The sequence below is a fragment of the Acinetobacter higginsii genome, from assembly GCF_000369525.1.
Classification (GTDB): Bacteria; Pseudomonadota; Gammaproteobacteria; order Pseudomonadales; family Moraxellaceae; genus Acinetobacter; species Acinetobacter higginsii.
In genome coordinates, this window is sequence record NZ_KB850070.1 from 491,763 (window position 1) to 517,583 (window position 25,821).

Sequence of the window (25,821 nt, forward strand, 5' to 3'; positions counted from 1 at the left end):
AACAACAAGCTCAATTTATAAACTACAAGTCCAATGCAACTTTCGCAGCAATCGCAATTTGATATAACACTTGGGTAATTCCTCGTGTCAACTCCACTACTTTAGTTTGCGCCTTAGGTAACACTAAGATTTCATCACCTTGTCTAATCTTATAACGTTTACTCACTAATTCAGATTCACCATTTTGATGAATCACGACTAATTTAGATTTGTTTGATTTCTGGGTAAACCCTCCGACCTGATCAATATACGACCCTGCAGACATGTTTGGTTGCCATACCACACCATTTGGGAAAGTGACTTCACCATGTACCATAATCACCGAAGTCTTCTCTGGTATATTAAGAATGTCACCATTTTCTAAGATTACATCATCAAAATCTTTGGCATTTAATACCACCTGCCCTTTAGGCTCTACAGTCCGTGCTTTGGCAATAAACTGCTTTACTAGCTCTGCATCTTTGACGCGTAGATTAGCTTCTTCTTGAGTTGTTGAACGTACAGAAAATGTTGCCTCTTCAAGTTTATCTAAAGAAACATTTAACATCTCTTTCTGACGCTTCGCTACAGATGGACGGAATAATTGTAGTGCCTGAACTTCAGAGAGGGTGTTTGGCTGTATTTGTTTAAGAACTTCCGATAATTTTGAACCATATGGTAACACTACAGCATGCGCGCCATTATGTGCACCTTCAATCCGTACCTGAATAGTGCCTGCATAACGATCTGCAGTCACTGTTAAGATATCACCATCTTCAATCACGACATTATTTGCTGCTGAAAGCGGGTAATATTCACTACGATATTCACTACCTTGACGTCGCATAATACTGACATTGGTGGCACCAGGCTTTAGTTTTGCAACCGATAATGCTTGTGCAACTGTTACTTCTGGCACATTAAACTCAAAATCATAAGCATTAAACACTTCACCCGACACCGAGAAAGTATGGCTACGCGGTGCAACCACAATCACATCACCATCACGGAAACTAAATGGCTGTAACTTTCCTGCGATTAGGAAATCATATAGATTTACATATTGCTTTAATTGTCCATTGCGCATGATACGAATATCAACATAACTACCTCGTTGCGCATCGACCCCACCGGCTCGATCCAAATAGGCCATAACACTGTCATTGGCAACCCCCCCATAAGAGCCAGGTTGATTAACAAAACCTGTGACCATAACCTTAACCGGTTGTGATTGAACTAGAGCTGCATAAACTCCTACATTGGCGACATAAGTTTTGCGCACATAGCCTTCAATCAAAGACTGTAAACGACCATTAGTTGTGCCCATGACTTTAACTGGACCCACATTTGGAATAAAAATATTACCTTGTGGATCAACAGTTAAAGTCCCCGAAAACTGGTAAGCGCCCCATAGACGTAGATTGATATCATCACCAGGATTTAATACATAACTATCATTAAAAGTTGAACCTGCTGTACTGGCAAAAGCCCCTTTAAATAATTGCTCACCAAACATTTTGGTAGGTGCAGAATATTTTTGTACACTACTTGGAGAAAGCCCTACCACTGATTGGCTCGGTAAAATGGTATTATCAGAAAAATTATTATTTGCTTGTGAGACATTGTTTGCCAATTCTTGAGGCAAAAGTGTTTGCATATCCGCCGCAAAACTATAAAAGGAGGATATTGCAAGCATACTAGTGATTAATAGCTTTTTCATTTTACTTACTCCTTATGCTCACGGATAATCGAGTAAATCAACATCGTGATACCAAATAAAATATTTAAAATCAAAAAATAAGTCGCAATCAAATATAAAGTGCGTGGATACACAGCATCTTGAGCCAACTCTGGCGTAGATATAACAACTAATTTTTTCAGTTTCCGCGAAGCCTCTAAACGTGCTTTTTCAAGTGATGCCAGTGAAAGCTTATATAGATCAGTTGCAAAATCAACATTGGCTTTTAAAGCCTCAAAATCCGCCACACTCTTATTCAATTTACTGGTATTTGGAGAAGTCAGTTTGGCTTTTTCATCGACAATTTGTTTTTGCACCGATTCGATCTGACTTCTAATAGCAACAACCTGTGGTGCAGTTCCATTTAGATAGCTTAAAGAAGTTCGTTCCTCAGTACGTAACTGTGCCAGATTAGACTCTAAACTAGCAACCACCGTTGCAACCGCTTGAGCTTGCGCCTGTGGATCAAACATTTGGTTTTTATTCTGATAATCAAGTAAAGTATTTCGTGATGCATCTAACTGTTCTTTTGCTTCATTTAATTGCTTTTCGGCAAACTTGAGTTGCTCTTCTGCAATTTGTTGTGAAAGATCATTAATAAAACTTTCACTATTTTTTAGAATTTCTTGATTAAGGCGAAGGGCAAAACTTGAACTAAAACCTTGTGATGCAATTGTCATCATCATCGTTTTTTCATCTAAACTTACTTGGACACGCTTGTTAAAATATTTAACTAAATCTTCAACAGATGCATCTGAGCTCAAACTAAAAATAGGATCATTAGTAGCAATAAACTCTTTACGCAAATTGAGTTTTTTATCTAAGCTTTCCACCATATTTCTCGAGCTAATATAAGCAGTTAAAATATGTGCATCCTCACTATTAGTATTACTTACACCTAATAACGTGCTCAACCCACTTGAAGCAGCAGTATTGGACACTTCACCAACTTGCTTCACTAATAAAGTAGATTGCGAAACATAGCGCTGTTGTGCAAAAAAGATAAGGTAAGCAATGATGAATAACAATGGCAACATCACAATCATGATGTAGCTAATCGTTAAACCCTTATTTGTTATTGATCGCATACGCTTTATAGACCTCTATTGCTTCTGCAATATCTTCAAAAAATTCAGCTTGGCCATTTCGCATCAGAAAGGCCACATCACAGTTTCGGGTTAAATCGTCCAAACTATGAGACACCATAATAATATTAGACTTCTGTTTTAATTCATCGAGTAACGCTTGGCTTTTCTTCTTAAAATTTGCATCACCCACAGCACCAGCTTCATCCAATAAATAATAATCAAAATTAAAAGCCATACTTAAACCAAAACTAATTCTAGCTCGCATCCCTGAAGAGTAGCTTTTTATTGGCATATCGAAATATTTACCAATTTCAGCAAAAGACTGGACAAAGTCAATAACCTGGTTCACATCATCTTCATTGCTTAAATATAAACGTGCTACAAATCGAACATTCTGACGCGCTGTGAGACTTCCCTGAAAACCACCAGACAATGCCACTGGCCATGAAATAGATTTATTGGTGATCACCTTACCCTTATCAGCAAAATCAATGCCACCAATGATTCGAAGTAAAGTACTTTTCCCCGCACCATTTTTACCTAAAATCGCAACACTCTTATTTTCGGGTAATACAGCATTTAGATTTCTAAAAACGTAATGTCTTCCTTTTGGTGTCACATATGATTTCGTCAAGTTTTTAAGTTCAATCATTTTGACTTTACCATTTGCTGTTCAAATCGTTTATAAAGAAGCAAACCCAAAAATAAACCACCTATTATCCATAAAAATACATATGACAAGGACACTCCCTGCGCTATAGGGTATGTTGAAGCAATACTATGCCTCATCAATTCGAAAATATGTACTAATGGATTCCATAATAAATACTTTTGATACTCAGCAGGAATAATATGTATTGAATAAAGAACACCGGATAAAAGGTAAAGTATAAAAAATATTCTCGATACGAATTTATTAATTTCTTGTGAAATATGACCTATGACAAGGAGAATCAGCCCAATACTCATAGTAAATAAAAACAATACTAACCAATAACCTAATAATTGAGGAATCGCAGCGCTGCTTATATGAAAACCAAACCAGACTAAAATCAAGCTAAACAGTACATAAACAATAAAATGTAATAAAAGTTCTAAAAAACCTCGTGCCATTAAAGTATCTATTGGTTTTACTGGGCGATAACTAAATAATCCTTTATTTGCCTGAACAGCTCCAAGAGCTTGCGTTGCAATTTTTCTAAACATGAAAAAAGGTAATATTCCATTTATTAAGAATATTTCAAACTCCATACCAGGGATCATTCTTTGGCGAAGTGTTCCAAATAGCACCAGCATAAAACCGATATGCAAGGCTGGCTCAATTAATATCCAGAAATAACCAAGACGATATTGGCCAAAACGGGTTTGCAACTCGCGTAAAAAAAGTGCACGAACTGAAGCATACATCACTTGCAATCCGCCACGGGGCTTTAACCGTGGTAATCCTTTTAAACTGGATGTTTGCTCATCCATCCGACCCCCTGTAAGTGCTTAATCTTTGCACTAGCCTTATTTTCCAGCGAAGCTTAAATTATTTTTTCGAAAAGTTAAAGTTTCAAAATGTTCCATAATTTCTAAATACGAGAAAGTTCTTCTATTAAAAAATGTCAAATCATGGCACGGATTAAAGCAGAAAAGATCAGTAGATCACAGAGATAACTAAAATATATATCTTTCAAAAAGTTATAAACCGAAAGTCAACCACCCCAATGTGCAAGGTAGGGAAAAATAGTGTAGTGAATTGTTATTTTCAATAACAATTCACATAATTAAGTTACTCGTCTTCGTCGTAAATATAGCTCATACAACCCCAACCATCATACTCGCCATTGAACTCTTTGGCGATCTTGGTCATCCATTCTTCCAAGTCTTCAATATCTTCATATTCCAAAATCATGTTGACATGAATGTTCAGCACCCAAAGATCTGAACCATCTGAGTGTACTTCTTCCTGAAAAAGTGAAATTTTTTGTTCTTGGTGTAAAAGATGTAAGGCACATTTTTCAACCTGTTCTTGTTTTTCAAAAACAATTGAAAATTCGACTTCATGTGGCTCGTTGAGTTCATTACCATCTTCAACCATCTGCCATAGCACGTTGCCATTATCATTGTCTGGGAATTGGTCATAGTCGCGAGTCATATAAATATCCTTTGTTGTGTTTTGGACTTGATATTTGGCTATAGATTAACCGATTTTTATGTCATTTTTTAGACGGATTAATAGCAATATTGTAGTCAAAAAACGATCAAAGTAAACGTCCTGAGACTCCCGTGTCTCAACGTAATACGATGCTCAGTACGATCTGATCAAGGCAAGCTATGCCATTTTCATAGATGGGTTCTGGATAGTCTCTAAAAACATCTCGCTCAATATGCGACAGACGAAAGCCACATTTTTGATAAAGTGCTAGTTGATCCAGACTGGAGTTACCTGTTTTGACCCATAATGTTTGGATATTTTGATCTCTTGTATTTTCAATGGTAAATTGAATCAATGCCTTGGCAAGCCCCTGTTTTTGATAGCGTGAATCTACGGCTAGATTTTTAATTTCAGCTTGATCATCCGTTCTAAGTAAACAAAGTTGCGCAATGATTTGTGCCTGATCATTCAACATGATGAACAGATTCGACTGCAATAAATAGGTTAAGACCTGTTGCCAACTTGGATCGGCCTCTAATAAAAGTGCCTTTAATTGACTTTGCTGTATCTCTGAAAGTGCTGCCCATTCAGTATATTGAATCGAATACATGCGCTTGCCTATTTATTGTAGTGTTTAGAACTTTAGCTCAGAATGGATTTCGACTGCATGCATTTTTAAAGGATGTTTGAATGCCAGATAAGCCGCATGCAGCGCCATCCGTTGTAAATGAAACTTGGCTGGTTCAGGATGATAGAGTTTATCGCCCATAATCGGATGGCCAATGTGCATCATATGTACGCGTAATTGATGCGAACGGCCTGTAACCGGCTCTAAACGGACACGGCTTTGATTGCTTACTTCATCATATTGCATGAGCTGAAATAGGGTCTTAGCGGGCTTACCCAACTCAAAGTGCACCATCTGACGCGGACGGTTTTCCCAATCGGTAATAAGTGGTACTTCCACACTGCCCTCGCTTTGAATCTGTCCCTGTACCAAAGCCACATAGTATTTTTTGACAGTACGCGCCTGAAACATTTTACTGATTGCCACTTCTGCATCACGGTGTTTAGCAAACATGAGTAAGCCCGAAGTTGCCATATCCAGACGATGCGTGACTTTGGCAGCAGGGTATTTTTCCAAAACACGTAAATAGGCACTGTCCTGATGTTCAGGTAAACGCCCCATCACTGACAATAGCCCAGCAGGCTTATTGATCACCAGTAAATCATCATCTTCATAGACGATCTCTAAAGGATCTTGTGGTGGTGTATAAATAAAATTGTCGTTTAGAGCCATGGCAACAGAACAAATTGAATCAGGTACAGGATGGGGAGTGATTATAGTTGCGCCAACAGCTTTCGCAACCGCTGATTTTCCTCATCACTGTTACGATCAAGACGGTGTTTTCAACCCCTTGCCCAAGCCTTGTTTATAGATCTCTTCTAATGTGGCAATGTCCCGATTTAAAAATGCAATCAGATAATCTTTGACACGCGCCAAGCTCAATTGTTTAAACGAAATGCTGTCTTTGCTTTTACGCGTGACCAAGCCAAACAAATCTTTTTTAGGAATGATGACGGGAATATCACTGTCCAGTTTGAATTCAAGCTGCTGTGACTTGGCATAGGCATCAAGGGTAATGGAAATGGTCTGTTCTGTCCGATGATCGCTGACAATAAAACTGGTATCGGCACCATTGAGTTGTAATTGACGAACCAACTGCTGACGCCAAGTCATCTCGTCAAACTTGGTTAAAATCGTTGCCAAATCAAAGCGACCGACATGATCGATGTCATTGTGATTCATTTGATGTGGATAGCGGATTTTAAGCTCGAACTCGTTCATTATAGTGCTGACCTATAGCTGTGATTTTTTGATTTATTAATATAAAAATAATTATATCACTTTGTTTTTTAATATAAAAATATCGACTTATATTCACAATATTCAGATTACAGGATTAGTTTCACACTCAGTTTTAGTTTTATTGATCTAGTTTTTATTATTTTGATCGAATTATTGATGTTCTCTTCAATTAAATTTTTTAGGGTATCAAGGGAAAACAGAGGTTGTTTACTTCAACACCTATGACTTTGTAAGCCATAACCTTTGCCTATAAACTTTTGATCTATAGCGTCCTAAGCCGAATCGAGACCTTTTGGGTTCGTACACACTTGCTTTATAAGCGTCGGTGCATGCTACTCTTTTCGATCCCTTTCACACCCTTGAGACATAGTTTAGGCAGATCACGGTGGGATTGTTTTCCTAAAAACTGCTATTTTTAGCAATCAATGAAATAATTTTGCATACTCTATTCTAAAAGTCAAAATATTTCCCATATCTAATAAAAAACCACGATTTATATTCCGATAAATTCAAATTTACATGTGTATTTTTTCAAATAGAACTTCTCACCTAAGCCCAAATCACCATAATCGCAGCCACAATCACCAGCCATAAACCTAAATGATCAGTTTTAGCGAGCTTTTCCTTAAAAAAGAAAGCCGAGATCAATAGACTAAATAGAATTTCGACCTGCCCCAGTGTTTTGACAATTGCCACGGTTTGCATACTCATGGCACTAAACCAGCCGACGGACGCCAAAAAGCTACAGATACTCACTCTTAAGGTTAAGCCAACCCGTTGCCACATTTTATATAGCGTTGGGCGGCTAAAAAATCCGAGATAGATCAGCAATACAATGCATTGAAAGCTGATCAAACTGCACAACACCCATGCAGCACGATGTAAGAATGGCAACATGCTTAGTTCTAAACTGGCTTCACGCACCAACAAAGAAGTGATCGCAAAGCAAAGCCCGCTACCGAGTCCAATCATCAAGGTTTTGAAAGACAGATCAGACTGTTGCTTGCCTTTACTGAGTAAGAATACTGCAAGTCCTCCAATCACGACCCCGATCCAGCCCCATGTACTGAGATGTTCCTGTAAGAACAGCACACCGACCAAGGCCGCCAAGATCGCTTCACTTTTTGCAAGTCCGACACCAATGGCATAGTTCTTTTGTTGAAATAGTTTCACCATCAAGGCAGTGGCATAGATCTGGCTAATACCTGCAATCACGATATAGAGCCAGAATTTATCGGAAAAATGCACAGGCGCTGTGACAGGTTGATGCCAATAGAGAAAGGCTAAATAACTAAAGGCAAAAATGGGCGAAAAGATGAATCGCGCTAGCGTAGTACCGTACACATCCACGCTGGTACTAAGTTGTTTTTGAAATGCATTGCGCCAAGCTTGCATAAATGCAGCCATGAGAGTGAACAGAATCCAAGTGATCATCATAAGCTTGAACGCAATATTATAAGTGCCGCTAATTTACGCTGTTCTGCTTATTTTTTCGATGGTCATCTTCAAATCTTAAGTTCTACTGCATATTTTTCACAAGCAATTGCAACTCTAGCCTGTGTTCATTCAATCCATCATCTATTGTTTCTTCTTGCTCATTTCAGTCAGTAGGTCGAGCTGTATTTCCTGAATTTTTGCCAACCTATCCCATTGATGCATAAGCAGATGATCCATTTTCTCATGTAAGTTATGGATTTCCAGCTCTGCTTTGAGATTCACCTTATAATCATTTTCTGAGCGTAAACGGTCTTTAGCTTCCTGACGGTTTTGGCTCATCATAATAATCGGAGCTTGTACTGCAGCCAAACAAGATAAGATCAGATTCAACAGAATAAAGGGATAAGGGTCCGCAGGATGTTTCACCATAACCACGGTATTGACCAAAATCCAAATCGCCAGAAAAGCGGCAAAACAAATCAGGAATGTCCAGCTCCCACCAAATGATGCGATTTTATCTGCCAGCCGTTCGCCCAAGGTCCAATCTTGATCAAATTTACTTTCTATATTCTTATTAATTAAATCATGATGTTGCATACTCTGTAATACATCATTCTCTAGATTTGAAACTTCACCTTGTTCTGAATTTAACAGTGAATGTACATATTGCATTCGATACTTGGTTAAATCGGGTAGACAAATATAATCCTGTGCCCCCCATTCTGGAAAATCCTGCTCAATTTCTTCTGTAATGACCCGACGCAGCGTTCCAAGTGGGATCAAACTTTTAATAGAAAAGCTTTTTTTACAAACAATACAGTTTTGACACTCAGTTTTCCCATTCATGTCCTACCCTCTCTTTCTGAGATTTATTCATTTATCTGGTTATTGTTATTCAATTTTATCCTGCGACATCCAGTTGCCCGTGATGCTTTTGTAAGCCTTAGCCAAAAAGATCATATTTTAGAGCAGCTTTAAAGCAAGATAAGGCGCGAGACCGAATAATAAGATACCGATTTTATAGATTGCCATGCCACCATAATGAATTGCATCAAACTGTTGCTCGGAGAGACTAAACCAGCGCCCATGCAGTCGCTTGATTGAATCTTTTGCAAAGATAAAGACCAAGAACCAAATGATTAAAACGATATAATTCAAGATCATCATGTAAAGAAAAAATTGTGTGAGTTGGAAAGTGTGCATGACTGTTTCCCTCCATTTTATCGTTATTATTTTAAGCGCCTTTTATGATGCAAAACTTAAAATACTTCCCCCAACGCTTTGTACGAATCCAACAGATGGCAACCATCTTCAAAATAATTATTCGTCTTTAAAAACTTAAATAATCAAACTCTTTAATTTTCGATAAATAGATTGGGGCTTGATCAATTTTACTCCAATTCTCTTTAAATTTTGGATCACCTTCAAAGTCTTGGCTTAAATTTTCACGAATCACTTTGTTTGCTGTTAAAAAGTTAATACTGGTTTGGCTTTCAACATAGGGCCCACGATTGCTTGAATCATCATAACCAATCAAGCGCAAATCATTGCCTTCCAAGCGAAATAGATAACGCCAATAGCCATAGCGTCCATGGGCAAAGTGTACATTCAGCACATTATTGTTAATTTCTAAGCTTATATCAGGGGCGAAATAAACACCCCCCTCTTCATTTTCCGAGTAAAAACAATTTAAGTTACTGACAATCGGCTTGTATGTGCCTTTTTCATTGAGCAATACAACAACACCACGGCGGTTGATATCTAAACGACCACGATACTCATGCTCAACAAAAGCTTCGGGATCAGTTGCTTTAACCATCAGCACCACATCCTTCACGCCATCTTTATTCAAGTCACCTTCAATGGCTTTAAATAAGCGATATTTTGCAGGGATATAGGCTTGATAAGTGACTTGGTCTTTGCGTAGTTTAAGCTCTTCTACTGTCGGTTGCTCTTGAGCAAAGCTGACTTGTGGCAATATCGGTAAGCCTGAAAATACGAATAATGCGGCAATGAGTTGAGTTTTCATAAGTCCATCATTTTTTTTAATATTGAATAGCATTCACACCAAGCATTTATTTGCTCAGCACTAACTCAGATTTTTTCTATTGCTTTATTTAAGACATACCTTTGAATCACTTGATCTAGGGTGATTTCAGAATCAAGATAGCCATTATTTGCTTGAATCACTTTTGCTGAAGCCAAATTGGATTTATAGCAATGTATATGCAATTGCGTTAAGCCCAGCTCCCACGCTTTCTGAATGGTAAGTTCCATTAACTTAGTACCTAAATTTTGTCTGCGTCTAGAAGGACGAATCCCTAAACCAATATGTCCACCACAATGTTGAATCTGTGCATTGAGCTGAGGTCGCAGATTAGACACACCAATAATTTCATTCTCATTGACTAGCCAATACGTCATATTGGCTACATGTCCTTCTTGTAAATACTGCCCTTTTTCATATTGTTCTAATTTATTCAAAAACTTGTCAAAATCTGTGTGATCGAAGTCCAATGTAAGCGGGTAACGTTCTTCCTCAGCAAGTTCATCAATATAGTCGTTATAACTCTGTTTAAACCTTGTGTGAGGTTTTACCAAACGAAGTGACATCTACTTATAACTCCTAAAGAAGCGTTTTTCTTATCCGTATTCACAATATAGAAATGATAGATTTGCAAATATAAGCTTATCGTGCAGGAGTGGCTTGCTCTTGACGTTTTGCATGAATCCAACGTGCGGCAACAATAATAAGAATAATCACCAAGACCGTAATCACCACAGGCATGATAAAGGCCAGAATCGATAACACGACCGAGCCAATCAACTCACCTGTCGAGATCACAAAGTTACCCAACCCACCTGTGGTTGCCGTCGAGACCCCGCGTGCCGCTACGGTACTCATTTGCACCACACCTGCGGTTCCGCCACCGACAATCAGTGCAGCGGCCCAAGTGGCAAACTGGGACATTTCGCCACTGCTCACCGCCATCGTGGTCAGCGTACCTGCCACCACAGCCGCAGGTGTGGCGATGGTATCTAATAGATTATCTACCCATGGCACATAGTAAGCTGCGATTTCACAGATTGTGGCAAAACCCAGTGCCATACATACCGATGGAAGTGCCAGCCATTCAAAGCCTTGAGCGGGTTGATACCACCCCATTAAGGTGGCAATGCTCATCGCTAATAGCGGTACAAAGACACGAAAACCACAGGCTGCGCTGAGTCCAACGCCAATACAAAGTCCTAAAATTGTTTCCATCATGGATTACCTTTCTATGCCTATGACAGGTCTTGTTATTTACATCTTATTTTTAAGGTAACAAAAAGCCCTATCAAGGGATAGGGCTTTTATTCAAACAGTGGATAACTGTTTGGTATTTTGCGGCTTAGGCATTCTTACTGTTGAATTGATTGCCAAGGCATTTGGTACACGGAGGTAAACGATCAGTACCAATTTCTAAATAGGTGCGGTGTCCGCATTGAACACAAAAATAGAAGCCTGTTCCAGGTTTTTCGCCAGCAGTTACCATCTTTGTTCTCCATAGATTTTAGAAATGGTACATATACTATAGCGTGATAGTTTTGATTATTTATTGACCTTTCCGACAAGTGGTGATGGCGGAAAGGTGAAGGGTGAGGGTTATTTACAATTTAAACGAGTTATAAGGGAGTCGACACCCAATTCTCCACACGCAGTCCATCAACACGTAAAAACTCTTTTTCATTATTGGTGACCATCACCCAATTATTTGCTCTGGCATGCGCTGCAAGCCATAAATCATTAGATCCAATAATCTGACCTTTAGAAGAAAGCGCTTGACGTATTTGCGCATAATGATCTGCAATATCTTCATCTAATTCAGCCACTTGAATCATTGAGGTAAACTCATCAATGACTTTTAATGCTTTTTCTTTGCTTTGACTTTTTTCAGCGCCAAAACGTAGTTCACCTAAGGTAATCACTGAGATTAAAATATTCCGATTGGGAAGATGTTTTTCAAAATGCTGGCGGACACTTTCAGGCTGATGTTTGCTGATATAGATACAAATATTGGTATCCAATAAATATTGTGTCTGCATTAAAACTCTTCTCGTTCTTGCGGTGGTTGATCCACTCTTTCTTCTGCATAAAAATCATCTGGCATTTGTGCTAATACATTAAATAAGCGTTCTGCAGTGATTGGTTTTTCACGTAGGATCACTTCATCGCCACGGCGAAATATTTCAACTTCTGTGCTTTCAAATCGAAACTCTTTCGGTAAGCGAATCGCTTGACTACGACCGGTCATAAAAACTTTTGCGGTAGACATTGTTGCTACTCCAACCGTTCTGATACATACCTTATGATAGATACTATTTGATCATTTTACCAACAATATTTGATTAAAATAAATAAAGCCAAATACAGCTAAATACTTAACGTCATTCATCTTCAAAATTAAAAAAAGATGAAGCCGGATTTCTTTTATATATAAAAATAAAAGACCCTACGCAAAGTAGAGTCTTTTAATCACACTATGATCGCTTTTAGCTAAGGTATTAAGCCACTTGACCTTCTAAAAAGTCTTGTGCGAAACGCTGTAATACACCACCCGCTTCATACACAGAAACTTCTTCTTCAGTATCTAAACGACAGGTCACAGGCACTTCAACAATCTCTTCTTTACCATCTGCTGTGGCACGCTCAATCACCAAAGTTAATGTCGAACGCGGTGCAATGTTACCAATCACACTATACAGCTCAGTACCATCTAGCTTTAAGGTCTTACGGTTTACACCAGCTTTAAACTCAAGCGGTAAAACACCCATACCCACCAAGTTAGTACGGTGAATACGCTCAAAACCTTCGGCAACAATCGCTTCAACACCTGCAAGACGAACACCTTTAGCAGCCCAGTCACGGCTTGAACCCTGACCATAATCCGCACCCGCTACAATGATCAACGGTTGCTTACGGTTCATATAGGTTTCAATCGCTTCCCACATCCGCATCACTTCGCCTTCAGGCTCTACACGCGCTTTTGAACCTTGCTTAATGCTGCCGTCTGAACGAACCACCATTTCATTAAACAGTTTCGGGTTGGCAAAGGTTGCACGTTGTGTGGTTAAGTGATCACCACGATGAGTTGCATAAGAGTTAAAGTCTTCCTCAGGCACACCCATTTTCGCCAAATACTCACCAGAAGCACTGTCTAGCACAATCGCATTCGATGGTGACAAGTGATCGGTGGTGATGTTGTCACCCAAGATCGCAAGCGGACGCATATTGGCTAAAGTACGTGGTGCAGCCAACGCCCCTTCCCAATACGGAGGACGGCGAATATAGGTACTCATTGGACGCCAATCATATAGTGGGCTTGCCGCTTCTTCATTGACACCCAAATCGAACATTGGAATGTAGATTTTACGGAACTGTTCAGGCTTCACTGCCTCTTTGACTAGCGCATCAATTTCAGCATCCGAAGGCCAGATATCTTTCAGGTAAATTGGATTACCGTCTTTGTCATTTCCGAGCGAATCTGTTTCGATATCAAAACGAATGGTTCCTGCAATCGCATAGGCCACCACAAGCGGGGGAGATGCAAGGAATGCCTGTTTTGCGTATGGATGGATACGGCCATCGAAGTTACGGTTACCCGAAAGCACAGCAGTCGCATACAGGTCACGCTCAATGATTTCTTGTTGAATCACAGGATCAAGTGCGCCTGACATCCCGTTACAGGTGGTACATGCATAAGCGACGATACCAAAACCAAGTTTCTCAAGATCACCCAACACACCCGCTTCTTCTAAATACAGCGCAGCTGCCTTAGAACCTGGTGCAAATGAAGATTTCACCCAAGGTTTACGTACCAAGCCCAGTTCATTGGCTTTACGTGCCAATAGACCTGCAGCAACGGTATTACGTGGGTTAGAGGTATTGGTACAAGAGGTAATTGCAGCAATAATCACTGCACCATCAGGGATTAAACCTTCTGCTTCTTGTGCCTTGGCAAGATCCAAATTCCCTGCAATGCCTTTTGCTTTCAAATCAGCGGTAGAGACACGTGCATGTGGGTTTGATGGGCCTGCAATATTACGCGTCACCGTTGAAAGATCAAAACGAAGCACACGTGGGTACTCAGCTTTGGTCATATCAGACGCCCAAAGACCGATTTCTTTAGCATACTGCTCAACCAAAGCCACTTGCGTATCTTCACGGCCCGTCAGGCGTAAATAGTCGATGGTGTTCTGGTCAATGTAGAACATTGCCGCAGTTGCGCCATATTCTGGGGTCATATTTGAGATGGTGGCACGGTCGCCCACAGACATGCTGTCAGCACCTTCACCGAAGAACTCTAAATATGCACCCACTACACGTTCTTTACGCAAGAACTCGGTTAATGCCAATACGATATCCGTTGCAGTAATACCTGCTTGACGCTGACCGACAAACTCAACCCCAATGATGTCTGGAAGACGCATCCACGACGCGCGACCGAGCATCACATTTTCAGCTTCCAAACCACCGACACCAACTGAAATCACGCCAAGTGCATCGGTATGTGGGGTATGTGAATCTGTACCAACACAGGTATCAGGGAAAGCCAAGCCATCACGGTTTTGAATCACTGGAGACATTTTCTCCAAGTTGATCTGATGCATGATGCCGTTGCCCGCAGGGATCACGTCGACATTTTTAAAGGCTGTTTTGGTCCACTCAATAAAGTGGAAACGGTCTTCGTTACGACGATCTTCAATTGCACGGTTTTTCTCAAACGCGTCAGGGTCAAAGCCACCGAACTCCACTGCCAAAGAGTGATCCACGATCAACTGAGTTGGTACCACAGGATTGACCTTGGAAGGATCACCGCCTTTGTCCGCGATCGCATCACGCAGACCTGCAAGATCCACCAATGCGGTTTGACCCAAAATGTCGTGACAGACTACACGTGCGGGATACCATGGAAAATCCAGATCCTGACGGCGTTCGATCAACTGGGTTAAATAGGCCGTTAAGTTCTCGGCATCCGCTTTACGTACCAGCTGTTCAGCAAGCACTTTCGAGGTGTATGGCAGCTTTTCATATGCGCCTGGCTGAATATCTTCAACGGCTTGACGCACGTCATAATATTCGAGCTGGGTACCTGCCAGCGGTTTACGATATTTTGTGTTCATTAACCACGCTCCGCCAATGGTTTGAATTCGAGGTTTTCAGGACCAGTATAGTTCGCGCTTGGACGAATGATTTTGCCGTCTTGACGTTGTTCAATCACGTGTGCAGACCAGCCCGCAGTTCGTGCAATCACGAATAATGGCGTGAACATTGCTGTTGGCACACCCATCAAGTGATAGCTTACTGCGCTGAACCAGTCGAGGTTCGGGAACATGTTCTTCACTTCTTTCATCACCGCTTCTAAGCGCTCAGCGATGAGGTACATCTTGGTATTTTCTTGTGCTTCAGCCAGTTCACGCGCCACTTGCTTGATCACTTCGTTACGTGGATCAGAAACGGTATAGACTGGGTGACCAAAACCGATCACCACTTCTTTTTTCTCAACACGGCTACGAATGTCAGCTTCTGCTTCGTCTGCATTGTCATAACGTTGTTGAATCACAAACGCAACTTCGTTAGCGCCACCGTGTTTAGGGCCACGTAACGCACCGATACCGCCTGTGATTGCCGAGTACATGTCTGAACCTGTCCCTGCCACCACACGTGACGTAAAGGTTGATGCATTGAACTCATGCTCTGCATACAGAATCAAAGAGGTGTGCATGGCTTGAATCCACTCTTCCGATGGCGCTTCGCCATGAAGTAAATGCAAGAAATGTGCAGCAATCGAGTCATCATTGGTTTCAACTTCGATACGACGACCATTGTTGCTGAAGTGATACCAGTACAACAACATTGAACCCAAGCTTGCCATCAATTTATCAGCGATGTCTTTTGCGCCTGCTTCGTTATGGTCTTCATGTTCTGGTGTTAAGCAGCCCAATACAGATACGCCTGTACGCATCACATCCATTGGGTGTGCAGACGGTGGCAGTTGCTCCAGTGCGGTTTTCAATGCTGCGGGTAAGCCACGCAATGCTTTTAATTTTGCTTTATAGGCTTTGAGTTCGGCTTTGTTTGGAAGTTTGCCGTGTACCAGAAGGTGTGCCACTTCTTCAAATTGGCTGCCCACTGCAAGGTCAAGAATGTCATAGCCACGGTAGTGTAAGTCGTTACCGCTGCGGCCTACGGTACAGAGTGCGGTGTTGCCTGCCACTTGTCCGCTGAGGGCAACTGATTTTTTCGGTTTGAAGCCTGTTGGAGTTTCATTACTGCTCATAAGATTGTCCTTTTTATATCCTTAGGTTAAAACTTATAAAGTTCTTAATCTCCCTAAATCCCTCTTTCCAAAGAGGGACTTCCCACCAACCCTAGATCATCCAAGATTTAGGTGATTCCCCTCTTTTTCAAAGAGGGGTTAGGGGAGATTGTTTGACTTATTTATTCTTCGCAAAAGTTCCATCAAGATATTGTTCAAACGCATGGTAGTTAATGCGTTCATACAATTCTTGACGGGTTTGCATAGTATCGACCACATTCTTTTGTGTGCCTTCTTTACGCAAGGTCTCATAGACATTTTCTGCGGCCTTGTTCATGGCACGGAATGCAGAAAGTGGATACAGCGCAATGCTGACATCGGCAGAAGCCAGTTCGTCCGTAGTAAATAATGGCGTTGAACCAAATTCGGTGATGTTGGCTAAAACAGGAACTTTGGTCAGATCTGCAAATTGCTTATACATCGCCAATTCAGTGATCGCTTCTGGGAACAGCATGTCTGCACCCGCCTCGATATACGCCCCTGCACGGTCAATTGCAGCTTGCAAGCCTTCAACCGCAAGTGCATCAGTACGAGCCATGATCACAAAGCTATCATCGGTACGTGCATCGACTGCGGCTTTAATACGATCGACCATTTCTTGTTGAGTCACGATGGCTTTATTCGGACGGTGACCACAACGCTTGGCACCAACTTGGTCTTCGATATGCATCGCAGCAGCACCAAACTTGATCATCGACTTGGTGGTACGTGCGATATTAAAGGCAGAAGCACCGAAACCGGTGTCGACATCGACCAATAACGGCAGATCACACACGTCAGTAATACGGCGAACATCAGTCAATACATCATCAAGGTTACTGATACCCAAATCAGGTAAGCCCAAAGAACCTGCGGCAACACCACCACCTGACAAATAGATCGCCTTGTAGCCAGCGCGTTTTGCCAATAACGCATGGTTGGCATTGATCGCACCCACCACTTGTAATGGTTTTTCATTTGCGACCGCGTCGCGGAATAGCTGACCAGCAGACTGTTTAGCCATGTTGTTGTTCTCCTTGATTTTGTAGCAATGTTTGCTCAACAATTTTGTAAGATGCATTGATGTGACGGTGCATCAGCATTTCGGCAAGCTCACCGTCACCTTCAGCAATCGCATCTAATATGCGGATATGTTCGTCCCAAGCTTTGCTCGGGCGATCTGGGGTATTTGAAAACTGGATTCGATACATACGAATGAGGTGATACAGCTCATCGCATAACATTTTTTCTAAGGTTTTATTGCCACTGCTTTTGATAATGCAGTAATGGAAATCGTCCTGACCTTCTTGCAGATAGTAGCCCTTACCTGCTTTAAAGTTTTCATCTTCGGCATGCATCCGCAATACATCACGCAAAGCCAGAATCTGTTTTTTATCAATATGCTGGGCTGCGAGTTTGCAGGCCAAGCCTTCTAAAGAGGCACGAATTTGATAGAGTTCTTGAAACTGCTGTAGCGACAGTGACACCACACGGGCGCCGACATGGGCTGTTCGCTCTACCAGTTTCTGCCCTTCCAAACGATGAATGGCTTCACGTAAAGGCCCGCGACTGATGCCATAAATACGCGCCAGTTCAGGTTCTGAAATCTTACTGCCTGCAGGAATATGCCCTAAAACAATTGCCGACTGAATTTGCTTGAATACGTGTTCCGTCAGGGTCATTCCCTGACTAGTGCTGAGGGCTTGAGGAACAAGGGTATCTTGCATATTGTCGACAATCTCTACAATTTTTATGATTTTATAACCAGATAAAAGAAAAAATGCAATAGGATTGTCGACAATAAATTAGACTGATGCTTTCAATCCGACGTGATTGTGATCACTCAGCGGTTGATCAATACACGGCCAAAAACCTTATATAAAAATAGAAAAAACAATAGGTTAATGATAATCCAAATCATCGCCCAACCCTAAGCTTTGATTGGCTGAACAGGCTTAGACTGTTCATGCTACGACCATGGTATGACAGCTTGATTGTAGACAATCTTTATAATCAGCTTGTAGCGACAAATTTTGTAAGTAAATACTGCACCAAAATGTAAATAACAGCGTGCTTCATGCAGTCTTTATTGATACATTATTGGGCATCAAAGGTTCCGCTTCTGAAGCGTCAGCCTCCCCAGACATCTATGCACTTTGTTGAAGAAAAGGACATTGTTAATGTTTCAACATATCCCACCTTATGCAGGCGATCCAATCCTTTCATTGATGGAACAGTTCAATGCTGATCCACGTGCTGAAAAGGTAAACCTCAGTATTGGTTTGTACTATAACGAAGACAGTATCGTTCCTCAGCTTGATACCATTATCGAAGCGCAAAAACGTATTGCACCTAAAAATACGCAAACCAAGCTTTATTTACCAATGGAAGGTTTCAAACCTTACCGTGATGCGATTCAAGCCTTATTGTTTGGTGCAAACAGCCCTGCAATTCAACAAGGTCGTGTTGCAACGATTCAAACGCTTGGTGGTTCTGGCGCATTAAAAGTCGGTGCAGACTTCTTAAAAACCTACTTCCCGAATTCAGAAGTTTGGGTGAGCCAGCCAACTTGGGATAACCACGTTGCGATCTTCAATGGTGCAGGCATCAAGAGCAACTTCTATCCATACTTCGATGCTGAAACACGTGGCGTTGATTTTGACGGTATGTTGTCTACTTTAAAAACATTGCCAGAACAAAGCATTGTATTATTACATCCATGCTGCCATAACCCAACAGGCGCAGACTTGAACCCAGCACAATGGGATCAAGTGATTGTGGTATTAAAAGAGCGCAACCTGATTCCATTCCTCGACATCGCTTACCAAGGTTTTGGCGATGGTATGGAGCAAGATGCTTATGCCATTCGTGCTTTAGACCAAGCGGGTCTGAACTTTATTGTCAGCAACTCGTTCTCTAAAATTTTCTCACTTTACGGTGAACGCGTTGGTGGTTTAACTTTCGTATGTGACGATGCTGAAGCAGCAAAATGCACATTTGGTCAGTTGAAAGCAACAGTACGTCGTATCTACTCTAGCCCACCAACAACAGGTGCGTGGTTGGTTGATCAAGTGTTAAATGACGCTGATCTCAATCAACAATGGCAAGGCGAAGTGAAAGAGATGCGTGAACGTATTATCAAAATGCGTAGCATCTTAAAAGATGAGCTAACTAAAGCCCTTCCTGAGCGTGACTTTAGCTACCTTGTCAACCAAAAAGGTATGTTTAGCTACACTGGTTTAACCGCTGAGCAAGTAGACATTCTTCGTGAAGAATATGCAATCTACCTGGTACGCAGTGGTCGTATCTGTGTTGCTGGTCTGAACATGAATAACGTGTACAAAGTTGCCAAAGCAGTGGCTGAAGTTTTAGCAAAATCTGCTGCAACCGCTTAAGTTGTAACGCATAAAAAAGGCGCTTGATGCGCCTTTTTTATTTCCTGTTTTATTTAAAGTCAGGACTTGGCCTTGCCCCAATACTTCAATTTAGAGGTCTGTCCTATCCCGACATTAAAACAATTATTCGGATCAAGTTTCTGATAGAAATTGGCCAATGCTGGCTTGGCAATATACAGATGCCCCACATTATGCTCGGCAGGATATTCAGCACGGCGTGCATCCAGCAACTGCCACATCTGATGTTCCATCGCTAAAGGATCATTGCCCTTTTTAAGAATGTAATCTTGATGAAACACGTGACAGAAAAAGTGCCCATAGTAAAGTTTATGGATAATCTGCTGTTCCATCTCCACAGGCAATTGCTCGACCCATTCACGGTCATTACGGCGTAATGCAATGTCTAATGCCACAATATCTTCAACCTCATCGCGATGGGTATCACGATAACGAATCGCAGCACCTGCTACCGCAAAACGATGCAAAAAGGCTTTACGTCCTTCATCAGCATCACAAAGAAAAAAATTGCCCGAAGCATGTACCGCAAAATAGTCTTGTAAAAATTGCTCGGTCTGGGCTTTGCAATTATTTTCGACTCGCAACATCAGGTGATGCTCATAATGATCGCGATATTCGGTCATTCGTTTAGGTAAATGACTCGGCAACAAGGCCGTGATCGCTTGTAACAGATGATCGGTCAGCCCTTTGATTTTAAATTGTTCTAAAAAGCCATCGACCTTGTCTTTAAGTGCAAAGGCTTTGGGCACATTGGCGGTGCCAAATTTCTCAATAAACAGAAAGGTATCTTTGCCGTATTTTTCACCGATATGATACGCATCACGATGGATGTATTCCCCTGCAATCGGCAAGCTTGGCAGCGAGGTCAGTAAATAACGTCGAATTGCAGTCAGATCATCGGCATCATTTGTACCAATATAAAATACACTGCTCTCTACCTTTTCATAAGTATCCAAACGCACCGCAAACACGCAGACTTTTCCCGCAGAACCTGAGGCTTCAAACAGTCTTGAGGGATCAGCATTAAAGCGTGCAGGACTATCAGCATCGACCTGAGTGACATCTTGTGCATAACGCTGATCGGATGCCTGCTTTTCAGCATCATCTAAAATATCTGTGGCTTGATAGCGCTGCTGCTCTAAACGGGTCAGGATTTCTTCTGGGCTTGAGCCTAAATTCACACCCAGATGATTGACCAACTCCAGCTGACCTTGCGCATTGACCTGTGCATACAGCGCCAGTTCGGTATAAGCAGGCCCACGACGTACCAAGGCGCCACCTGAATTGTTACACACCCCGCCTAAGACCGAAGCACCAATACAGGAAGACCCAATCACCGAATGTGGCTCACGATCATAGCCTTTCAGGACTTGTTCCAGATTGTCCAAGGTCGCCCCCGGTAAACAAATCACCTGCTTACCCTCATGAATGACTTGAATACCCTTTAAACGGCGCGTACTCATCACCAAAACAGGACGGTCATAATCATCGCCATATGGGGTTGAGCCACCCGTCAGGCCCGTATTGGCCGCTTGCATGATGACGATACAGTCCGCTTCAATCGCGGCTTGTAGCACCTGCCATTGTTCCAGCAAAGTGCCGGGAATGACCACTGCAAAGACTTTCCCCTCACCAAAACGACGACCTTGACGATACTGCCGTGTACTTTGATCATCACTCAGTACATGCTGACGTCCAACAATCTGCTGTAAACGATCAATCACCACTTTGGGAGAAAATGTTTGCATGATGGCTCCTTTGGATCATCCATTTATAAACTTAGACCAATACGACGGAGTCTTACTGTTTGTCATTTATCATTTGAGTAGCTCATTCTTCAATTTGAATCAGCCCTATATTTACTATCGCGGTTGGCGGCAAGGATGCCGCCTGTTGAGCAACCGTACAAGGAAGTACGGTTTGCTCAACAAAAGGTTTTTGGTTACTTTTGACCTTTCAAAAGTGACAAAGGCCTCTACCTCAGACATAAGCATGTCACCAAACTTGGCGGCTGTGCCTACGACTAAACTTAGAAAATTATTTTTAAAAACCTTGTTTAATGGCCTGTACCAAACAATCCGCATTAATCTCTTGAATCGACTTAGCGCCCGTCAACGTCATTGCTACCCGCATTTCCTTCTCAATCAAATCCAGCAAGTTTGATACCCCTTGCCCACCTGCTGCCGCCAAGGCATACACAAAGGCACGCCCCAATAACACCGTATCTGCACCAAGCGCCAACATGCGTACCACATCTAGGCCATTACGGATGCCTGAATCTGCCAGAATCGCCAGATCGCCTTTGACCGCATCAGCAATCGCAGGCAAGGCCCGTGCAGAAGACATCACCCCATCAAGCTGACGCCCACCATGATTGGACACCACGATGCCATCGGCACCAAAACGCACCGCATCCTTAGCATCTTCAGGATCCAGAATCCCCTTAATCACCATCGGGCCATCCCAAAACTCACGAATCCACTCCAGATCTTTCCATGAAATTGATGGATCAAAGTTAGAACCTAACCAGCCGATATAGTCTTCAAGCCCAGTCGGTTTACCCAGATATTTTGAGATATTGCCCAAGTCATGCGGACGGCCACACATCCCGACATTCCATGCCCAATGCGGATGCAACATTGATTGCAGATAACGACGCATCGCCGCATTGGGACCGCTCATACCTGAATGAGCATCACGATAACGTGCCCCTGGCACAGGCATATCCACGGTAAATACCAATGTTGAACAACCTGCCGCCTTGGCACGTTCCAAGGCATTGCGCATAAAGCCACGATCACGCAACACGTACAGCTGGAACCACATTGGACGCTGAATTGCAGGAGCCACTTCCTCAATCGGACAGACTGAAACCGTCGATAAAGTGAATGGAATACCCTTTTGATCTGCTGCCACTGCGGCTTGCACCTCACCACGACGTGCATACATACCGGTTAAACCCACAGGTGCCAAAGCCACTGGCATCGATAAGGTTTCGTTAAACAGCTTGGTTTCCAGACTCAATGCCGACATGTCATTCAGCACCCGTTGGCGCAAGGCAATTTCAGAAAGATCCTGCACATTACGTTTTAAGGTATGTTCCGAATATGCTCCACCATCGATATAGTGAAATAAAAAGGGCGGTAACCGACGTTGCGCCGCAGCACGATAATCATTGCCAGAAGAAATAATCATTTTGAATCAACTCTAGTTAAACGTGTTGCACGTTTCTGGCGAGCTTCATTTTCGTCCAGAGCACGTACATGATTAATCACAAATTCAATATGACCACACACGGCTTGGCGTGCGGCCTCGGGATCTTGACGATCAATCGCATCCATCACCTGAAAATGCTGCTCACTGAGTAAGTCACCATTGACAGGATGGTTATAAACTTTGTTACGCCCAAGCAAGACGTTGTATTGCAACAAGTCAAACAGACTACGCATCATTTGAATCAGCACAATATTGTGTGAGGCCTCAGCAATCGCCAGATGAAATTCAGCATCCGCCACTGCCGCCCGAGCTGAATCGCCTGCATTTTGATAACGACTGATCTCATCAAAACAATGATGAATTTTGGCACGATCCTCAGGGGTCGAACGCAGTGCGGCGTACCATGCCGTACCGCCTTCAAGCAACAAACGTGCTTCCTGTACATCAAAACGGTACAGTGGATCTTCTTCAATCAAGTGACTGATCGGATTGACGATGAGCTGTTGCGGCCACTGCTCGGGTAATTGTTGGATATAGGTCCCATCACCACGGCGGCTACTGAGCACGCCCTGACTATTCAACTGTTGGATCGCTTCACGTAAGGACGGACGAGATACGCCCAAGCTGGTCGCAAGTTGACGCTCGGCAGGTAAGCGATCACCTTGTTTCATCTGGCGTTGCTCAATGAGTGCCTGTAATTTCATGACCACTTGATCGGAGATTCTCATCACATTTCCTTGATTAGAGTTATGGAATCATCCACGGCACCAGATAAGCCTGAACCGTGACAATGATGCCAACAAAGACTGTAAATATGATGCTATGTTTTACCGTGAAACGGAACAGGTCCGATTCTTTTCCAACCAAGCCCACGGCTGCACAGGCAATCGCAATCGATTGCGGTGAAATCATCTTGCCAGTTACCCCACCACTGGTATTGGCTGCGACCAACAACACTTCTGGAATACCGATTTGCTGGGCTGTAGTCGCTTGCAAAGCCGAAAACAGCGCATTGGATGAGGTATCTGAACCGGTTAGGAATACACCCAGCCAGCCCAAGAATGGCGAGAAGAAAGTAAAGGCATGGCCCGTATGCGAGAGTGCCAAAGCCAAGGTCGCAGAAAGACCTGAATAGTTAGCAATAAAAGCAAAGGCCAACACCATCCCAATCGAATAAATCGGCGTTTTTAATTCATTCAATGTTTCGCCAAAGGTACTAACCGCATCACGGGTTTTCATCTTCAGGAATATGATGGTGATAATTGCGGCAATAAAAATAGCCGTACCTGTGGCAGAGAGCCAATCAAATTTATAGATCGCTTCATAAGCGGTGGTTTCAGGCACAATCGGGGCCATTTTTTCCACCAGCTTATGCAGATACGGGACTTCAATTTTAAAAATCCAGTCCGCCAAAGCACCGTCTTTGGCAAAGAGCGCTTTAAATGGTTTCACACTCCAAATGGTCACCATCACGGTCAAAATCATAAATGGTGACCATGCTTTGGCAATCTGGGCAATGCTATAACGCTGTTGTGATGAGACCGCATGGCTGGCTGCTTGTTCATCAGTCATTTCAAAACGGAAAATATGTTTCGGTTTCCAGACACGGAACAACAAGGTCAAACTGACCAATGAGGCAATCGCAGCGGTAATATCAGGCAGTTCTGGTCCCAAAAAGTTCGAGGTCAGATATTGTGCAATGGCAAAGGCACTACCACCGACCAGTACCGCAGGCCAAGTTTCTTTCACGCCACGCCAACCGTCCATGATCGCCATAATCCAGAACAGCACAATGATGGTTAAAAAAGGCAATTGGCGGCCTACCATCTGGCTGATTTCCATAGTATCGACACCAGACACCTGCCCAGCCACAATAATCGGAATACCCATGGCACCAAAGGCCACAGGAGCCGTATTCACAATCAGACAGAGCCCCGCAGCATAGAGCGGTTTAAAGCCCAAGCCGACCAATAGAGCTGCTGTAATGGCGACTGGTGCACCAAAGCCTGCCGCACCCTCTAAAAAGGTTCCAAAGGCAAAACCGACCAAGAGCATCTGTAGGCGCTGATCTTCAGTAATCGACAAAATACTTGAGCGAATCACATCAAACTGCCCCGTTTTTACCGAAATTTTATACAGAAAAACCGCCCCGATAATAATCCACGAGATCGGCCATAAACCGTAGAAAAAACCATAAACCACTGAAGCAAATGCCATTTCAGCTGGCATTTGATAAAAGAATAAAGCAATCAACATAGCAATGATTACGGTACAGGTTCCCGCGACACTGCCTTTTAAACGAAATACAGCCAAAGCCAAAAAGAAGAAAATAATCGGGATCAGTGCTACAGCACTGGATAGCCAGATATTGTTTAAAGGATCATATAGTTGTTGCCACACATTTAGCATTCTCATCTCCTTGAAATGCTGGGCGTCATTTTGTTTTTACTTCGATATTTAACGAATCTTCACAATATTGGTATGACCAATATTTAATAAATCAGCAAATCTTACTCATTCGCAATCTTCATGCATCTTAATTATATGAATTATCAGGATCAACCCTATCAACGCAATCATAATTGGTATGACCAATAATAA

General features: G+C 42.3%; 26 protein-coding genes. 1 reads left to right on the forward strand and 25 read right to left on the reverse strand.

Annotation, left to right across the window (positions count from 1 at the left end; genetic code table 11):
• Positions 1–22: 22 nt before the first annotated feature.
• From F902_RS02790 to F902_RS02885, 21 genes are all read right to left on the reverse strand, one after another.
• On the reverse strand, positions 23–1,699 hold the full coding sequence (locus F902_RS02790) for a polysaccharide biosynthesis/export family protein (RefSeq protein ID WP_005200858.1): 1,677 nt from the start codon (positions 1,697–1,699) through the stop codon (positions 23–25).
• Positions 1,700–1,704: 5 nt separating this feature from the next.
• Complete coding sequence (locus F902_RS02795) at positions 1,705–2,805, reverse strand: KpsE/RkpR family capsule polysaccharide export protein (RefSeq protein ID WP_005200859.1); 1,101 nt, start codon at positions 2,803–2,805, stop codon at positions 1,705–1,707.
• Positions 2,786–3,457 carry an ABC transporter ATP-binding protein gene (locus tag F902_RS02800; protein WP_005200860.1) on the reverse strand — a complete coding sequence of 224 codons (672 nt, stop codon included), beginning with the start codon at positions 3,455–3,457 and terminating at the stop codon, positions 2,786–2,788. The genes F902_RS02795 and F902_RS02800 overlap by 20 nt, the downstream gene beginning before the upstream one ends.
• Positions 3,454–4,278: an ABC transporter permease gene (locus tag F902_RS02805; protein WP_005200861.1), complete on the reverse strand. Its 825-nt coding sequence runs from the start codon at positions 4,276–4,278 to the stop codon at positions 3,454–3,456. The genes F902_RS02800 and F902_RS02805 overlap by 4 nt, the downstream gene beginning before the upstream one ends.
• A 301-nt stretch (positions 4,279–4,579) precedes the next feature.
• Complete coding sequence (locus F902_RS02810) at positions 4,580–4,945, reverse strand: ribonuclease E inhibitor RraB (RefSeq protein WP_004801857.1); 366 nt, start codon at positions 4,943–4,945, stop codon at positions 4,580–4,582.
• A 136-nt stretch (positions 4,946–5,081) separates the two neighbouring features.
• Entirely contained in the window at positions 5,082–5,555 is a 474-nt protein-coding gene (locus F902_RS02815; protein ID WP_005200862.1) for a GNAT family N-acetyltransferase, read from the reverse strand.
• Positions 5,556–5,579: 24 nt separating this feature from the next.
• Entirely contained in the window at positions 5,580–6,245 is a 666-nt protein-coding gene (locus tag F902_RS02820) for a pseudouridine synthase (protein WP_005200863.1), read from the reverse strand.
• 96 nt (positions 6,246–6,341) lie between these two features.
• Positions 6,342–6,794 carry a hypothetical protein gene (locus F902_RS02825; RefSeq protein WP_005200864.1) on the reverse strand — a complete coding sequence of 151 codons (453 nt, stop codon included), beginning with the start codon at positions 6,792–6,794 and terminating at the stop codon, positions 6,342–6,344.
• A 570-nt stretch (positions 6,795–7,364) separates the two neighbouring features.
• Complete coding sequence (locus tag F902_RS02830; RefSeq protein WP_005200865.1) at positions 7,365–8,252, reverse strand: DMT family transporter; 888 nt, start codon at positions 8,250–8,252, stop codon at positions 7,365–7,367.
• A gap of 141 nt (positions 8,253–8,393) precedes the next feature.
• Positions 8,394–9,098: a DUF1003 domain-containing protein gene (locus tag F902_RS02835; RefSeq protein WP_005200866.1), complete on the reverse strand. Its 705-nt coding sequence runs from the start codon at positions 9,096–9,098 to the stop codon at positions 8,394–8,396.
• 117 nt (positions 9,099–9,215) lie between these two features.
• Positions 9,216–9,455, reverse strand: coding sequence for a DUF6868 family protein (locus F902_RS02840; protein WP_005200867.1), 240 nt, complete (start codon positions 9,453–9,455; stop codon positions 9,216–9,218).
• Between the two features lie 127 nt (positions 9,456–9,582).
• Positions 9,583–10,281, reverse strand: coding sequence for a hypothetical protein (locus tag F902_RS02845; protein ID WP_026057477.1), 699 nt, complete (start codon positions 10,279–10,281; stop codon positions 9,583–9,585).
• A gap of 65 nt (positions 10,282–10,346) precedes the next feature.
• Positions 10,347–10,865 (reverse strand): GNAT family N-acetyltransferase, encoded by a 519-nt coding sequence (locus tag F902_RS02850; protein ID WP_005200869.1) that lies wholly within the window; start codon positions 10,863–10,865, stop codon positions 10,347–10,349.
• A 76-nt stretch (positions 10,866–10,941) separates the two neighbouring features.
• Positions 10,942–11,517: a DUF4126 domain-containing protein gene (locus tag F902_RS02855; protein WP_016164902.1), complete on the reverse strand. Its 576-nt coding sequence runs from the start codon at positions 11,515–11,517 to the stop codon at positions 10,942–10,944.
• Positions 11,518–11,644: 127 nt separating this feature from the next.
• A complete protein-coding gene (locus F902_RS21990; protein ID WP_004637424.1) occupies positions 11,645–11,788 on the reverse strand; it encodes a zinc ribbon-containing protein in 144 nt (47 codons plus the stop codon).
• A gap of 130 nt (positions 11,789–11,918) precedes the next feature.
• The gene (vapC, locus tag F902_RS02860; protein WP_005200871.1) at positions 11,919–12,338 is read right to left on the reverse strand and encodes a type II toxin-antitoxin system tRNA(fMet)-specific endonuclease VapC; all 420 of its coding nucleotides are present in this window, start codon (positions 12,336–12,338) and stop codon (positions 11,919–11,921) included.
• Complete coding sequence (locus F902_RS02865) at positions 12,338–12,568, reverse strand: antitoxin (RefSeq protein ID WP_005200872.1); 231 nt, start codon at positions 12,566–12,568, stop codon at positions 12,338–12,340. The genes vapC and F902_RS02865 overlap by 1 nt, the downstream gene beginning before the upstream one ends.
• A gap of 229 nt (positions 12,569–12,797) precedes the next feature.
• Positions 12,798–15,416 (reverse strand): Fe/S-dependent 2-methylisocitrate dehydratase AcnD, encoded by a 2,619-nt coding sequence (acnD, locus tag F902_RS02870; protein WP_005200874.1) that lies wholly within the window; start codon positions 15,414–15,416, stop codon positions 12,798–12,800.
• Positions 15,416–16,573, reverse strand: a complete 1,158-nt coding sequence (prpC, locus tag F902_RS02875; protein ID WP_005200876.1) for a bifunctional 2-methylcitrate synthase/citrate synthase — start codon at positions 16,571–16,573, stop codon at positions 15,416–15,418. The genes acnD and prpC overlap by 1 nt, the downstream gene beginning before the upstream one ends.
• 157 nt (positions 16,574–16,730) lie before the next feature.
• Positions 16,731–17,615, reverse strand: a complete 885-nt coding sequence (prpB, locus tag F902_RS02880; RefSeq protein ID WP_005200878.1) for a methylisocitrate lyase — start codon at positions 17,613–17,615, stop codon at positions 16,731–16,733.
• Positions 17,608–18,318 carry a GntR family transcriptional regulator gene (locus F902_RS02885; protein WP_005186499.1) on the reverse strand — a complete coding sequence of 237 codons (711 nt, stop codon included), beginning with the start codon at positions 18,316–18,318 and terminating at the stop codon, positions 17,608–17,610. Before F902_RS02885 ends, prpB begins: the two co-directional genes overlap by 8 nt.
• A gap of 453 nt (positions 18,319–18,771) precedes the next feature.
• Here F902_RS02885 and F902_RS02890 point away from each other — a divergent pair, with 453 nt between their 5' ends.
• Positions 18,772–19,986 (forward strand): amino acid aminotransferase, encoded by a 1,215-nt coding sequence (locus F902_RS02890; RefSeq protein ID WP_005200881.1) that lies wholly within the window; start codon positions 18,772–18,774, stop codon positions 19,984–19,986.
• 59 nt (positions 19,987–20,045) lie between these two features.
• On the opposite strand, the gene dld is transcribed toward F902_RS02890, so the two are convergent.
• The 4 genes from dld to lldP all read right to left on the reverse strand — a co-directional run bounded on the left by dld (position 20,046) and on the right by lldP (position 25,635).
• Positions 20,046–21,752 (reverse strand): D-lactate dehydrogenase, encoded by a 1,707-nt coding sequence (gene dld / locus F902_RS02895; RefSeq protein WP_005200882.1) that lies wholly within the window; start codon positions 21,750–21,752, stop codon positions 20,046–20,048.
• Positions 21,753–22,047: 295 nt separating this feature from the next.
• Positions 22,048–23,199 (reverse strand): FMN-dependent L-lactate dehydrogenase LldD, encoded by a 1,152-nt coding sequence (gene lldD, locus F902_RS02900; RefSeq protein ID WP_004801823.1) that lies wholly within the window; start codon positions 23,197–23,199, stop codon positions 22,048–22,050.
• Entirely contained in the window at positions 23,196–23,948 is a 753-nt protein-coding gene (gene lldR / locus F902_RS02905) for a transcriptional regulator LldR (protein WP_005200886.1), read from the reverse strand. Before lldR ends, lldD begins: the two co-directional genes overlap by 4 nt.
• 19 nt (positions 23,949–23,967) lie before the next feature.
• Positions 23,968–25,635, reverse strand: coding sequence for an L-lactate permease (lldP, locus tag F902_RS02910; protein WP_171061058.1), 1,668 nt, complete (start codon positions 25,633–25,635; stop codon positions 23,968–23,970).
• Positions 25,636–25,821: the final 186 nt, after the last annotated feature.